The following is a 14990-nucleotide window of genomic DNA, read 5'->3' on the forward strand; positions in this document are numbered from 1 at the left end:
TATATACTAACCTTAATTCTCTCTTTTATTCTTTCTAATTTATATGCCTTAATTTAGTGTTTTTATTAAAATGCTAACTTAAGCTGTATATAAAAAATGCGTAGTTTAGTGCTAAATCAATGGAAAGTGCGTACTTGCTTTCATCCGATTTTCGTTCCGAAAATCCTCTGACACAAGCACGCACTTTTCATATACAAAACCGTTAGATAATATTAGATAAAATGAAACCTGAAACTGATTTTTTTAAAGCTTATTACTCTAGACAAAAAGATTATTTTGTGGAAGAAAATATTTTTAGTGCTGAGAATTACTGGACTGAAGTGTTAAAACCCAGCAACATAAAAGACCATCATTTTATTGAAATAGAAGAGAGACTTAAATGCACATTACCAGAAGCATTTAAAAATTTATACAAAGCTCACTACTCTGTAAATCTCTACGATATTATGGTAACCGTAGGTTATGTTTTTGCAATCCCTGGATCATTTGGCACTGTACTTAAGCTTAGTGATATTGAAAAAATGCGTGAGATTGATGATTATGACATCAATGCTATTTCACTTATTGGAAACCCTGAAGGAGCAAATTTAAAGTATTTAAAACAGTATCTGTTTGAAGAAAACTTAATATCATATCCCAAATTATTGGAACAAGGATTAATTCCTTTTGGAATTGTTAATCATGAATGGCACATCTGTCTTGACACAAAGCAAGATAAAGTTAATCCCCCAATTGTTCTTTATTCAATCTCCTTTGCTACAGAATCTAAGGAAGCAACATCAACCAAAAATTGGTTTTCTAATTTTTCATCTTTTATCAACTGCTTAACAGATTATTTAGAGACTGGAAATACTGAAAACTTCGATAAAATAGACCCTGATAATAACTATAAAATCATATACAATTTCTGGGATCTCTAGAAAAACATTATCTAACAATAGCTAATAAAGCATAGTCTTGCCGCAGGCGCAACACAAGCCTACGGCTTCATAGCAAAACCGTTAGCTTTCATTACAGCAAACGAACCAATATCAAAGTATTTGAGAATTAATTAAGTATAAAAAACAGAAAATGAAACAAGAAGAATTCCTAGAAGACTGCCAAGGTGGTAATGAAAAAATAATTTCTTTAAACTTAAAACAGGGTTTGAATCCGAATTTTGAAATTAATGGGAATACACCTCTAAATGCAGCGATACAAGGAGATCATCTACATATAGTTAAGCTACTTATTGATGCAGGTGCAGATGTGAATTTTCCAATTACCAATAATGAAACGGCCATTTTAATGTCCGCAGCCTTTGGGAATGTTGAAATTCTTAAAATACTTATTTCTAATGGAGCGCAACCACATGATCGGGATGCTGCTAATAGTTCAGTGCTATGTCGGGCATGTCAATACACTAATGCAAAATTCGTAAAAACATTATTGGACGCAGGTTTACCTATTGATGATTGTTCTCATAATTGGACCCCATTGATTCATGCCGCCTATAAAGGAAGACTTGATATTGTTGAGATGTTAATTAGTATGGGCGTAGGTATTAATATAGAAACCCAAAAAGGACAAACGGCCCTTATGTTCGCTTGCGAACAAGGGCATGCAGAAACGGTAAAACTATTACTGGAAGCAGGTGCAGATCCAAATATTGGCGTAAATAAACAACATCATTTATATGGAGGAGGACGTCAAGCCAGCCCTCTTAATACTGCAGCTTTTTGGGGTTATACTGATATTGTACGTATGCTGTTAGCTAAAGGAGCAGACATTGAAACTTCTGGAGAAAATGATAGAAAGAACGCCTTGCACCTGAGTGCCATAGAGAAACATTATGAAGTCGTTAAAGAACTAATTGTGGCAGGTGCAGATCCGAATGTTAAAGATGGTTATGGTTCAACCATTTATAGTTTAGCTGAGGAAAATGGAGTTCTTGTTGCATTGGAAGAAGCAATAGGGGAAAATCAAAAAAATGAAACTAATGATCGAGGAGATACAGATATTTCAAAAATGGTTAATACCATTTCTTTAGCTTTAGAAAACATGAGTTTGAGTAAGACCTATGTAAATTTCCAAATAGACGAAGGTATTTGTTATTTGGTTGATGATTTAAAAAATAGAGAATTAATAGTTGAGCTGGAGGAAGACGATGGCTTTGATTTTGACATATACCATGAAAATGAGCAAGAGTACAAAACAATCATGTCGGAAGTCTTTGAGTCCCTGCAGTCAAGTAAAACACTTAAAAACAAAGAATTAACTGACTTGAAATTAACATTTATCGATCATGTCATGTAAAAAATACATTGTAGAAAAAGCAAGGATCAAATTAACGAAAAGCTAACAATATGTATAAGTAATGCGGGGAAAATGCTATATTTTAATGAATTATTAATTAATGAGCGGCAGTGTAACTTGATAGTTTGGAGCTTCGAAATACCGCACTACTCATACAAGAACCGTTACCACACATTTGAGAAAAAACATTGGGAAATAAAATACTAACATTTTTAAATAAATACGGACTTATTTTTGGAGGAATATTTATGATTTTGGTAAGCCTAATCATAATTCGAAACGGATATTTAGACAAAAAAATTACGGAAAGTAATAAAACAGTTAACGTAAAAGTTATCGACTGTTATGAAATTGGAAAGAGAAATTATTTTCTGAAATTCGAATTTAATGGTAAAACTTTTGTTAAACGGACTAAAGAAAAATATTGTAAAGAAATAAACAACACGGAAAACATACAACTATTGACCAATCAAAATCACGACCGATTTATTTTTGCGGACGAATATAAAACTGACAATGATTTTGCTTATGGATTTCTTTTACTTGGATTTGCGTTTGTGATAATTTTTAAAGGATACCGAAATTTAAAATCGGATAAATAAATAAAAACGTGTGGTAACACCGTGTAAAAAACATTGCTTATTTTAGACTTATCGAAAGGTCGTTGCTCTTTTGTTAGCTACTGATTTTCCTGCGGAAAATCCTCGCATACAAAACCGCAACATTTCTTACACAAAACCGTTGTACACAAGCTGAAAAAACCACGAATGACAGAAAAAATCATGGATAATATTTTAGGGTTTTACGCAAGTTTCAACTTTGGAGAAACTGATTCTGAATTAATCAGGTCATACTTGTGGAGCGAAAATGGATTAAAAAACAAACTCAATTTCCTGAAATGGCAAGATTTCGGAACTGACTTAAAACTGATTCTCTTTGAATTTTATGTAAGACCAATTCCTTACGAACGTAAAAACATAAAACCGATTGGAAGTTTTCGCAGAAAAGAACAATCTGTCGGAATACCAATAATATTGGATGACCAAAACTTTTTCAGACTCAAGGAAAACGAAAGACAATTATACTTTAAGAATACGATTTTAGAGAAACTCGAATTATTAACTGAAAAAATAAAGCGGAATAAATTAGATACTAATATTTCCGAACTTAAAAGTAAAGTGGAAAAAACGTTGAAAGGATAAAAAGCCAGTGTACAACACTGTTTATAAAAAATGCGTAGTTTAGTGCGAAACCAAAGAAAAGTGCGTACTTGCTTTCATCCGATTTTCGTTCCGAAAACCCTCTGACACAAGCATGCAACTTTCCATACACAAAACCGTTAGCAACAAGCTAAAACAAAAATTACGACACAATATAAATTGTAGATTAAAAATTTAAAATTACATTTGCATTAGAAAATGAAAAGATTGAATAACATATTACGCCTTCCTTATTTCAGCACTTATTATAACAAAATAATATCTGCTTGGAATGTCTATGTGTATACTTCAAATAATAACTGATAATTATAAATTATAACATAACTATAAAGCCCGAGCATTTGCTCGGGCTTTTTTTATTTAAAAAAATATGGAAACAATAACTAGATTAAAAGAAAATGTAGAAATCATTCTTCCTGAAAATGGATTGGAAGAAAAGTTAGAACAAGCGAAAAAAGAGAATCGAAAGCTCATTATAAAACTTGGTTTTGACCCAACTGCACCAGATTTACACTTAGGACACGCAGTTGTACTAAAAAAACTCAGAGAGTTTCAAGATTTAGGGCATCAAGTTATAATTTTAGTTGGAGATTTTACGGCAAGAATTGGAGACCCTACAGGAAAGAACAAAAGTAGAAAACCATTATCAGTAGAAGCTGTTAAACATAATGCTGAAACATACATCAATCAATTATCTAAAATCATAGACATTGATAAAGTTAAAATAGTTTTTAATTCTGAATGGTTAGACAAATTATCATTTACAGAAGTGATTCAAGTTTTATCAAAAGTGACCGTTGCTCAGCTTCTGCATAGAAATGATTTTAATAAACGGTTTACTGAAAACACACCAATTGCAATGCACGAGATGGTCTACCCTATTTTACAAGGTTTTGACTCGGTAGAAATTAAGGCAGACATTGAAATGGGAGGCACAGACCAACTTTTTAACTGTACAATGGGGCGAAAACTTCAAGAAACTTTTGAGATGAATCCACAAATTGTAATGTGTATGCCATTATTAAAAGGACTTGATGGAATAGAAAAAATGAGCAAGTCGTTAAACAATACAATAGGTTTAACAGATAAGGCAAAAGATATGTTTGGAAAAACGATGTCTATTCCCGATAATTTGATTGAGGAATACCTTCATTTAACAACCGATTTCTCTTTAAACGAAAAACAAGCAATTAAAAACAGCTTAAACAATGGAGAAAACCCAATGGAAATAAAAAAAATAATTGCTAAAAATATTATTACTCAATACCATAATAGTAGCCTAGCTCAACAAGCAGAAGAACACTTTAAAAACCAATTTCAGAACAAGAAATTTGAAGACAAAGAATTTGAACCAGTATTAATTAATAATATCCAACAAGAAAAAAAGACAATTAAATTAATAGATTTATGTATTCAATTAAAAAAAGGGTTATCAAAATCGGCTATCCGGAGATTAATTGAAGATGGCGCAGTGCAAGTTAATTTGAAAAAAAACAAAGATATAAATACAGAAATAACCATAAAATCAGGTACAAAAATAAAAATAGGAAAAAGAGATTTTTACGAATTAATAGAATAAGGCCGGCTGCTAACACCTTATATAAAAAATGCGTAGTTTAGTGCTAAACCAAAGGAAAGTGCGTACTTGCTTTCATCCGATTTTCGTTCCGAAAATCCGCTGACACAAGCACGCACTTTTCATATACAAAACCGATGTGCATAATGCGGAAAATCGTACAAATCATCAAAATTAGAACTAAAAATGCCAATGCAAAAACAGCACATTCATTTTCCCCTACGCCAAATGTCAACGCTAAAAAAAATAAAAGAGCTGTTTTTTTGCCAACGCTCAAATGACGATAATAACGAATAAAAGTACTTGAATATTTAGATGTTTATGACAGGTATGTGTTTAATATGCATCAAACCAAAAATCAACAGTTACCCTTTCTGTTGTTGGACTTGATTGTTGTTCATTTTGGCCTCTCGATCCGCCACGTCCACCGCCGCTTCGTCCACCGCCGCTACCATTTCCTCCGCGACCACCACCACTTCTCATTCCTTGGCTTTGACCTTGCCCTCTTTCTTTATTACCACTACCTTCCATTTTATTGGCAACAACGCCTATAGATAATTTAGAAAAATCACTGTTTTCTTGGGAAGCTATTTTAGCTTTTGGGGTTTTAATTGAAAATTCAAATAATTGACTCGAAGCTGTATAGTGGTTTGCAATTGCAATATCTAAAGTATTTAAGTCTTTATTAAACGCTTGCTTTTCTTCAAAAGAACCATACTCTGCTTCTGCAGGTAATTTTTCAATCATACTATTTAAGTCAATAGCGTTGATATCAATATTTTCTTGTGAACCTTGTCGAGATTGTCTTGGTTCGTTACCATATGGATATTTTACATACACATCCTTTTTAGTCTTTCCTTTTATATCATAATAAATGGTAAGACCATTTTTAATGATTGACATTGCCGTATTTCTATCTGTGGTGCTTATATTTAGGTAAACATAATTGTTGTCTTGTGAAACTTTATATAAAACGTTTTCATTGCTTATTTGCGTAGTATCTGCTGGAAAACTACTTTTATTTGATGCGAAAGAAGAGAGACTTGAAAGTGTTAAGAGTACGAGTATTAGATATTTCATTTATTGTAAATTTTAGAATGTTATTATAAATTTTTAATAGTTATAGTATGTAGACTATCAAAATTGATAAAGGTTTAATCATTTATAAAAAAACCTCATTCTAAAATCCGATAAATAAAGAATGAACGCGAAAAGCATTATACACAACAATGTGTATAATTCATTGCTATTACTCGCCTCCTTACGACAATCCGTGCGGATTTTGAACTAAACCCAAAAAGTTAGACACTATTTAAGTGTAATTTTATGGGAAGAAAAGTCAAGTACAATTACGATTTCAAACACGTTGTGTGCAAGCTTGACCCATACTGAAATAAGGCTACACAATTTTAAACCTTATGTTTGAAAAATGACTTTTATATAAGAAACACTCTAGGATTCAAGTTAAAATGTTTTTGGAATAGTAAAGAAAAATGTACTTCCAATTTTCAATTCAGATATAACTTTTATCTCTCCTCCAAGATTATCAATAATCTTCTTTACGGAAGCTAATCCGATACCTGTTCCAATATTTCCATGCCTATCTTCAACACCAACAACATTAAAAATATTAAATATTTTATCTAGAAATTCAGCCGGAATACCTTCTCCATTATCTTCCACTAACAAATTATACTTGGATTCATCTTCAGATATATTAATTTTGATTTCAACTTTTGATTTTAGATTGTATTTAATCGCATTAGTTACTAAATTTACAAGCACTTGAATTAGAGCCGATTTATTAGTATTAATTGTCTTAGTACTACCTTCAAAATAGAAAGAAACAGTTTTGTTTGGGTCAGTTAATTTAATTAGATCTTTTAAAAGGTCCTGAACTATTATTAATTCATTTCTATCCTTTAGCAATTCATCACTTTTATAAAACTCTAATAGACCATCAATATAACTTTTTAAGGAATAAGAAGAAGATTTAAGATATTTCAGATATTGCTGTGATTCATCATTTAAATTCCCTTTGTTTTCATCTTCAAGTAATTCGGTTAGAGAAATGATATTAGCCAATGGAGATTTAAGGTCATGAGAAACAACTTGAGCAAATTTTTCCAATGCTTCATTTCTTTTATTTAATTTATCCTTTAATCGGATAAGTTTTAAGTTTTGATATCTTTGCTCAAACAAATTTGTTACCTGTTTTGCCATTGCAATAAGTGCATTTTTCTGCTCATCTTTTAATTTTCTAGGTTTGGTATCATAAACACATAATGTTCCAAGCTTATATCCATCAGAATTAATTAATGTTGCTCCAGCATAAAAAATTGCTTGATAGTCCGTTACCAATGGATTATCATGAAATCGCTCGTCTTCTCTCGAATCCTCAACGATTGTAATCAATTCATCAGAATTTATGGCATGCCCACAAAAAGAAATTTCTCTTGGTGATTCATTAAATGGAATGCCATGATGTGATTTTAAAAAATTTCGATCTTTATCTAACAATGTTACCAAGGATATTGGCACTTCACAGATATATGCCATTAAAGCAGTTATATTATCGTAACTTTCTTCTGGTAATGTATCTAAGAGTTTATATTTGTTTACTGCTAATTGCCTTCCATGCTCATTCTTTGGAAATTTAGGTGCTATCATAAAAACTGTTTGTTTTTTAAAATTCAAAAATAAGGTAAATTACTAAACAATTACATAATCATCCTCAAACAACAGTTTACAAAAACGTGTATATTTCATTGCTAGTTCTAGCCTACGTGGAAAATCCTACGGATTGTCCACTGGTTCGGTTCATTTTTACTAATTTAGGTGCTTAAACACGCCACACACGAGCGAAGCGAACTGGCGAATCAAATCATATATTAAACCGTTACCATACATACCCAAACAATGCCGAGAATTGAACTTCAAACTGAAATAAAAGCTGATAGAAATATCGTATTTGACTTATCACGAAGTATCGATTTACATAAAATATCGACTGAACAAACAAATGAAGAAGCAATAGCTGGAAAAACGAGTGGATTAATTGGATTAGATGAAAGCGTAACGTGGAGGGCAAAACACTTTGGAATTTATCAAAAACTCACTTCCAAAATAACGGAATTTGATAAACCGAATTACTTTGCAGACGAAATGGTTACAGGAGCGTTTTCAGAATTTAAACACGAACATCACTTTGCGGAATCAAATGGCGGCACTTTGATGACTGACTTTTTTGATTATAAGTCACCTTTTGGGATTTTAGGAAAGTTAGCCGACAAGTTGTTTCTCAAAAAATATATGACTGAATTATTAACTGAACGGAATCGTGTTGTAAAAGAATTTGCGGAATCTGAAAAGTGGAAAGAATTACTAACTGAATAAAGCCCATAGCAAAACTCCATATTAAAGTAAATTAGTTACAAAACCAATAGTAGCCCTATGACCAAAAACAATAGTAGCCCTATGACCAAAAACAATATGAAAGAAGGATTAATAAAAGACACTTACGAGCTTGTTATAAAAGAAATCCAAACCATTGTTACAATTTCTTACGTTCTAATAGTAGGTATTGGAATGCTTTTTACCTTTCAAAAATATTCAGAATTTGGAATTAATATTTTTGATTATGCCGACGTATTTGATTTTCTAATTGCCCCATTTTCAGATTTCAGAATATTATTATTTTCTACAATTACTATAGCATGCATTTATGCATTCATTAAACTAGATGCACTTATTCAAAGAAAATACCCAAAAACCTATTCAAAAGCAAATCTTAATTGGGACAAAAAAAGCTGGTTCAACATCTATAGATATTCTTTATTTGGCTCTTTATTTGTATTCTACTTATATCTTTCGGCAGACATCTATGGCGTCTTTGCAAAGAGACAAATTATTAGCGAATCGCCTATAAGTTTAAAATACTCCGACGACCAAATAATACATGGAAAGCTTATTGGAAAAACAAAAGACATCTTGTTTTTAATGCAAAACAAAAAAGTGGTAGCCATCCCAATCAATTCCTTAGTAAAGGAGTTTGAAATAAAATAAAGCTTCTAATAAATTTAATAAAATGGGAATAATTCTATGAGCTCTTTTTCTATCATATTTTAATTCATCTGTTGAATAATCAATTTTAAAACGTTTGGCAACAGCCTTTATAAAAACATCCTTAAATTGTACAACATATTTAATAAAATAAAAATTTCAATCTTATTAAACTCATGAAACACTTAAAATATTTGGCAGTATTATGCCTATTAATAACCATTAGTAGTTGCACCTCTGGCCCATTAACAGAAACCGATAACAATACCACTGTAGAATACCAGTTAGACAGTCCGTTTCAAATACAATTAGAAGGCGATGCTCAAGGTAAAAACAAATGGGTATTACAATCAGAAATTGAACCAGTCATCTCTTTAACTGACCAAAACACTAAGGTTGAAAATAATAAAACAATTTACACCTTCAACTTTAAAGTAAATACTGATGGTGAAAAAAACCTGGTATTAAGTTACCAAACCGAAGGTTTAGAATCCAAAACATTTCAAGTAAAAGTAATTGCAGGAACCATGGGAAGAATCCTTGAAGAATAGATCCAACTAAAAAAACCATGATCTTATCAATTATATTAAGCATTATCCTAATGGTACAGGCAATAAGTCATTTCAACTGGGTCTTTGGAGGAAAACTTGGATTCCCAGAATCCTTACCCATCAAAGAAAATGGAGAAAGAGTATTGAATCCTAAAAAACCGATAGTGCTATTGTTGGAATGGTATTTCTTTTACTGTTAAAGCGTTTCACATGATTTACCTATAAGAAGATTCGTTGAAATTTCTTTTGTATTAGATTTATGTACTAATCGTTATAATTTTCTTAAAACTGTTTTACAATGGTTTTGTATTTGGAAAGTTGCGTGATTATGCACGAAGATTTTTCGAAAGAAAATCAGTAGATAGCAAGCAAAGTAACTAACTTTAGTTAATCTAAAAGTAGCAATTTTTCAGATAGCGTGTTGGTAAATTAGTTTTTTATTTGAACAATAATTTCGTTCGTATATTTCCAATTATATTTACTGTAGTTATCTAGATATTTTTTAATTTCCATATTCTCACTCTACTTACTTATTAATAACTATTACTAATAAATAGATAAAGTCTATGGCTAGATTTGGGTTATAAGCCCTATCAGGTAGTCTGTTATGGGATTGTCTTTAACAGGTAAAAGCTTCTAATAAGACGTACTATTAAATTTAAGTATAAAACAAGAAAAGAGCAATCCATGGATTGCTCTTTTCTATTTACTATGATAGCCCGTTTTATAAAAAAAACGATCATATAAATTAGTTTACAATTAAAGTATATTGAGGTGTCGGGTTTAGAGGACAGAAATACACATATTCTCCTTTTGCTAAGCTAGTAACTTGACTTGACTCCGTGGTGTTATTTTCTACGGCTTTAGTAACATAAGCTGTTTGAATATGGTTTTCAGGTTTAGACGCATCTGCTCCCTTAGGAACTAATACAAATCCTACTTGATGTCCAACGTTGTTATTGGCAATTTCAAAAATGTAATTGCCTTCTGTTAAGGTCAATGTTTTTTGAGTAAACTCACCTTTGGTTTGTTCTAAAGAAACGGTTGTTGCTTTAGAATTCATTTTGTCTTGTGCATTTCCTGTTATTGTAAAGGTTAATGCGAATACGATTACTGCTATAATTTTTTTCATCTTACTATTATTTAGGTTTTATTAAAGGTTATATGGTTTCTAATTCTAAAGGTTGTGCTACAGGAAAATCTACAGGAACTTGAGTGGTACTATGTACATAATTAGAGATGGTTTTGTCGCCAACTAAAGAAATGGTATCTATTAAATTCCCTTTGGTATAACCTGCATTAAAGAAGTTTTCTAAAACGGTTTCATCTGTTTTTCCTCTATTCTCAGTCACGTTTTTTGCTAAACTTGCTAAAGCATTGAATTTGTCGTTAACCGTAGAATATCCAGCTCTTAATTCTAAGATTTGGGCGTCTGTAAAACCATTCATTTTCCCAATAGCAGTGTGGGCTGAAAGACAATATATACAATCGTTTACTTGGCTAACGGCAAGGTTTACAACTTCTTTTTCTTTAGCAGATAAAGATGTTTTTGCATTGGCAAATGTTAAGTAATTTTCTAAGGCTGTATCGCTATGCGCATATGTTGCATATAAATTTGGTACAAAGCCTAAAGCTTTACTTAGGTTATCGAAAATAGCTTGGTTGTTCGTACTTACGTCTTCTCTTGAAGGAACTTTAAATGTATTCATAATTTTAAATTTTAATGCTGAATGGTATTCAGATTTTATTAGTATTTATTTTGTTTTTTTTTGATGGTACAAAGTTGCGGTATATGGGCTTGTTATAGAATGATTGTAATTCCCTAAAGCATGTCATTTTTTCCCTTGTTGCTAATTGTAGCTTATAAAAGGCTTTTCGGCATCACAATAATAATCGTGCATGTACTTTTGATCGCAGTGTGTTTCTGGTACAATCGTATTTACAGCCTTTTTAGGAGTACTCATGAATATTTCAATGAGGTTGAATATAGATTTGTTTTTTAGTTTCATCTTATTATTGTTTTAATATTACAATGCAAAGATGCGATAGAAGGAGGTGCTGAAAAATGAAGAATTTGCCCAAAGGCTTGTCAATTTTTCCTAACTAAAGGAATTTAATCTCTTTTTGTAGTCTGATGGCGATAATGTGGTGTGTTTTTTAAACAATCGGCTTAGGTGAGAAGCGTCTTCAAAGCCAATATCGTAAGCAATCTCTTTGGCAGATTTGTCGGTGTAGCTTAATAAACGTTGCGCTTCTAATACAATACGCTGATGTATAATCTGTAAGGGACTTCTATTTAATTTGGCAAAATTATTAGATAAGGTTTTTGGAGATTTAAACAGTTTGTCAGCATAAAAAGACACGCTGTGTTCTGTTTTAAAATGTTGCTCTACCAGAAAATTAAACTCACGAAGTAAATCTACTTTAGAACTTTTAGGGGTTTCCGTAATCCCTTCTTTGGCCTTTAATAATCGGGTGCTTTTTATAATAAAACGTGCCATTAGCATTCTAAGCATTTCGGCTTGAATGTTATCTTCCGTTTCTAATTCATCTATAAAAACCTCGTGAAGCGTTTTGAATTTTTGTTGTTCGTTAGCATCTAAATGTATGATTGGAATATTGGTGTTTCCAAAAAACAAAATGCCTACACAGCTTACTTCTTGATCGTGATCTTTAATGCAGTAAAATTCTCTGTTAAACTGATAAACGGTAGCATCTGTACCATTAACATATTGCAGATATTGAATAGGGGTTAAGGCTAAAATACTATGAGGTTCAATAGTAAATGGAACACTATCAATAATAATATCGATGGCTTCTGAATTTGCCCAGATAAAAGTATAAAACTCACATTGCTTCGCTTTTTTAAATGGCAATAAATCGGTCTCATTTCCAATGTTGAAAATAGCGTTTGTAGAAAATTCCTTAAAAGTGTGAGTCATAGCTTCTAAGTCTAATTAGTAATAGAAAAATTACAAAAAAAGAAAATTATTTAAGAAGTCTTTGAAGTAGCAATTAAATATTATTAGTCGCTATGGTACTTCATGTCCCTGACTTGCCTCTAAAAGCATAAACCAATCTTCCAGTTCCAACGACACTTCTAAAGCTTTATTTGCATTTTTAATCCGTTCTTTATTGGTGCTTCCAATAACAGGAGACACATGAATAGGGTGTTTTAAAATCCAACTTAAAAGGATGTTATCTACAGAGAGGTTGTATTTTTCTGATAAGGTTTTTAAAACTTTGTTTATTCTATAAGCTTGCTCGTTTTTCTCTTTAAAAACAGTTCCTAAAGGACTCCAACTCATTGCTTGAATGTTCTTTTGTAACATGTAATCTAAAGTGCCATTTTGCATGGCCTTTTGTTGGGTTAAAGAGAACTCAATTTGATTTACTTGAACCTGGATTTTATCAGAAATTAATGCTATTTGAGAGGGTGTAAAATTTGAGACTCCAAACTGAATAATTTTACCACTTTCCTGTAAATGGGAAATGGCTTCGGCAATGATATCCGGTTGCATCAACGGACTTGGTCTATGCAATAAAAAAGTATCTAAATAATCTGTTTTTAAATTTCTTAAAGATTCTTCGACACTCCAAATAATATAGTCTTTAGAGTAATTATAATGTTTTGTTTTATGGGTTCTGGTTTTGCCAACATATTGGATACCACATTTAGAAATAAGCTGTATGTGCTCTCTAGGAATACCACTTTCTATAAAGGCATTTCCAAAGTCACTTTCCGTTGTATAATCACCATAGATATCGGCATGATCGAAGGTGGTATGGCCGTTTTCAGTACAGAACTGAATCATTTTGGCTTGTTCTTTAGTGGATAGCTGTTTTCCCCATTTACCCCAGGACATGCAACCAATAATGAGTTTTGATTTCTTTGTCATATAAAAAGTTTAACGAGAATCGTTTCTCAGTTTGATTCATACCAATCAGCAATTAATTCTTACTATTCCAATTGGTAGCTTCTAATATTTTAGTGTCTAATTTTGCGAAATCTGTTTTCTTTAGGCTTTTTAAAAAACCGAGATATTTAAGCTATCTAAAACTGATTTTAGTTTATCTGGATAATCGGTAATAATGCCGTCTACCTGAAATTGAATCATTTCTAGTATTTCTTCTTGTGTATTGACAGTCCAAGGAATAAGCAACATGTTTTGTTTCTTACAATTGTCAACTAATTTTTGATTTACCAATGTAACATATGGGCTGTAAACTTGAGGTGTAAAGCCAAGGTTTTTGATGTTTTGATCTAGAGATTTTTCATTTTCAACAAGGAGCGCTAAAGTAAGTTGAGGTTCCATTTGTTTTACCATTTGTAACGTTTCGATATCAAAAGATTGAATGCATATTCTGTTAGCAATCTGGCTCATATTAATCTGTTCCAGCACTAAGGTTACAAATTCTTTAACGGCAGGATGATAGATGGTATCAAATTCTGAGTTACGTTTGATCTCTATATTGTAATAAGGTTTCTTTAAATTGTTTTTTGTTGTGTAATTTTCTGCTTCATTTATAACATCTATTAGCAAGGGTTTGTGGACTGGCATTTTTTGTTGAAGAGGAAAGCGTTCGTGGGGTTTGATACCAACGTCGTACTTTTTTATTTCCTCGTATGGAAGTTGGTATATGTTATGTTGTTGCTCGTTTTCTAAGGTTATGATTTCTCCTTTGGGAGTTATAGCAATTTCATGAGAAAAAAAGGGTTCATGAGAAACTACAACCTTATTATCTTTAGAAATTACAACGTCCATTTCTAAAGTTGTGACACCAATTTCTAATGCTTTTATGAATCCTGGAATGGTGTTTTCTGGTAATATGCCTCGAGCTCCTCGATGACCTTGGAGATCTATGGTCTGGTTTTGATTTTTACAAGATTGGAGGCTTAGAAGCATAAGAAATACCATTGTTATTCTTAGCATGATTGGTTTTTTGTTAAAATGCATCCTTTTATAATGTGTTTGCTTGTAAGTATCTATACTTTATAAGAATACGAATGTACCTTGTTTTTTTGAAGAGACAAAGCCGAATTAAAAGCTTTAAGATTTGTTAATAATGACTAAGGAATCATTTTGACTAAAAGGAAGGTAGATTTGGTTTTGCTTGGTGCCTTTTTGGCGATGGAAAGGGTGAATGGGAAAATGATATTGCAATTTTAATATACTGATAGTAAATAGATTATTATTTACTAAAAAAAAAAAAAGAATAGCGGTTAGAATTTAAATACAGTCCTATAATCATGTATGGTAAAATGTAGGAAGGTGTGTTTTTAAA

General features: G+C 31.7%; 16 protein-coding genes. 8 read left to right on the forward strand and 8 right to left on the reverse strand.

Annotated elements, in window-relative coordinates; genetic code table 11:
- Nucleotides 1–221: 221 nt before the first annotated feature.
- From IEV77_RS11305 to tyrS, 5 genes are all read left to right on the forward strand, one after another.
- On the forward strand, nt 222–920 hold the full coding sequence (locus tag IEV77_RS11305) for an SMI1/KNR4 family protein (RefSeq protein WP_188464903.1): 699 nt from the start codon (nt 222–224) through the stop codon (nt 918–920).
- A gap of 151 nt (nt 921–1071) precedes the next feature.
- A complete protein-coding gene (locus IEV77_RS11310; RefSeq protein WP_188464904.1) occupies nt 1072–2295 on the forward strand; it encodes an ankyrin repeat domain-containing protein in 1224 nt (407 codons plus the stop codon).
- Nucleotides 2296–2483: 188 nt separating this feature from the next.
- Nucleotides 2484–2897 (forward strand): hypothetical protein, encoded by a 414-nt coding sequence (locus IEV77_RS11315; RefSeq protein WP_188464906.1) that lies wholly within the window; start codon nt 2484–2486, stop codon nt 2895–2897.
- A gap of 165 nt (nt 2898–3062) precedes the next feature.
- Nucleotides 3063–3497 (forward strand): Imm44 family immunity protein, encoded by a 435-nt coding sequence (locus tag IEV77_RS11320; RefSeq protein ID WP_188464908.1) that lies wholly within the window; start codon nt 3063–3065, stop codon nt 3495–3497.
- Between the two features lie 388 nt (nt 3498–3885).
- The gene (gene tyrS, locus IEV77_RS11325; protein ID WP_188464910.1) at nt 3886–5094 is read left to right on the forward strand and encodes a tyrosine--tRNA ligase; all 1209 of its coding nucleotides are present in this window, start codon (nt 3886–3888) and stop codon (nt 5092–5094) included.
- A gap of 333 nt (nt 5095–5427) precedes the next feature.
- Here the strand turns inward: tyrS and IEV77_RS11330 are convergent, their stop codons facing one another.
- Nucleotides 5428–6171 carry a hypothetical protein gene (locus IEV77_RS11330; protein ID WP_188464912.1) on the reverse strand — a complete coding sequence of 248 codons (744 nt, stop codon included), beginning with the start codon at nt 6169–6171 and terminating at the stop codon, nt 5428–5430.
- Between the two features lie 384 nt (nt 6172–6555).
- Nucleotides 6556–7761, reverse strand: coding sequence for a sensor histidine kinase (locus IEV77_RS11335; RefSeq protein WP_188464914.1), 1206 nt, complete (start codon nt 7759–7761; stop codon nt 6556–6558).
- Nucleotides 7762–8010: 249 nt separating this feature from the next.
- On the opposite strand from IEV77_RS11335, the gene IEV77_RS11340 reads away from it, so the two are divergent.
- The 3 genes from IEV77_RS11340 (at nt 8011) to IEV77_RS11350 (ending at nt 9704) form a co-directional block, all read left to right on the forward strand.
- Nucleotides 8011–8487: an SRPBCC family protein gene (locus IEV77_RS11340; RefSeq protein ID WP_188464916.1), complete on the forward strand. Its 477-nt coding sequence runs from the start codon at nt 8011–8013 to the stop codon at nt 8485–8487.
- 81 nt (nt 8488–8568) lie between these two features.
- Complete coding sequence (locus tag IEV77_RS11345) at nt 8569–9156, forward strand: hypothetical protein (protein ID WP_188464918.1); 588 nt, start codon at nt 8569–8571, stop codon at nt 9154–9156.
- Between the two features lie 173 nt (nt 9157–9329).
- Nucleotides 9330–9704, forward strand: coding sequence for a hypothetical protein (locus tag IEV77_RS11350; protein ID WP_188464920.1), 375 nt, complete (start codon nt 9330–9332; stop codon nt 9702–9704).
- A 748-nt stretch (nt 9705–10452) separates the two neighbouring features.
- Here IEV77_RS11350 and IEV77_RS11355 read toward each other — a convergent pair.
- From IEV77_RS11355 to IEV77_RS11380, 6 genes are all read right to left on the reverse strand, one after another.
- Nucleotides 10453–10836 (reverse strand): cupredoxin domain-containing protein, encoded by a 384-nt coding sequence (locus tag IEV77_RS11355; protein WP_188464922.1) that lies wholly within the window; start codon nt 10834–10836, stop codon nt 10453–10455.
- Between the two features lie 28 nt (nt 10837–10864).
- The gene (locus IEV77_RS11360) at nt 10865–11413 is read right to left on the reverse strand and encodes a carboxymuconolactone decarboxylase family protein (protein ID WP_188464924.1); all 549 of its coding nucleotides are present in this window, start codon (nt 11411–11413) and stop codon (nt 10865–10867) included.
- A 141-nt stretch (nt 11414–11554) separates the two neighbouring features.
- Nucleotides 11555–11713: a hypothetical protein gene (locus tag IEV77_RS11365; protein WP_188464935.1), complete on the reverse strand. Its 159-nt coding sequence runs from the start codon at nt 11711–11713 to the stop codon at nt 11555–11557.
- A 90-nt stretch (nt 11714–11803) separates the two neighbouring features.
- Nucleotides 11804–12646, reverse strand: a complete 843-nt coding sequence (locus IEV77_RS11370) for a helix-turn-helix domain-containing protein (RefSeq protein ID WP_188464937.1) — start codon at nt 12644–12646, stop codon at nt 11804–11806.
- 90 nt (nt 12647–12736) lie between these two features.
- On the reverse strand, nt 12737–13603 hold the full coding sequence (locus IEV77_RS11375; protein ID WP_188464938.1) for an aldo/keto reductase: 867 nt from the start codon (nt 13601–13603) through the stop codon (nt 12737–12739).
- Between the two features lie 129 nt (nt 13604–13732).
- Nucleotides 13733–14638 carry a glycerophosphodiester phosphodiesterase family protein gene (locus IEV77_RS11380; RefSeq protein WP_229736658.1) on the reverse strand — a complete coding sequence of 302 codons (906 nt, stop codon included), beginning with the start codon at nt 14636–14638 and terminating at the stop codon, nt 13733–13735.
- Between the last annotated feature and the right edge of the window lie 352 nt (nt 14639–14990).

The sequence above is a fragment of the Xanthomarina arctica genome, assembly GCF_014638915.1.
GTDB classification, from domain to species: domain Bacteria; phylum Bacteroidota; class Bacteroidia; order Flavobacteriales; family Flavobacteriaceae; genus Xanthomarina; species Xanthomarina arctica.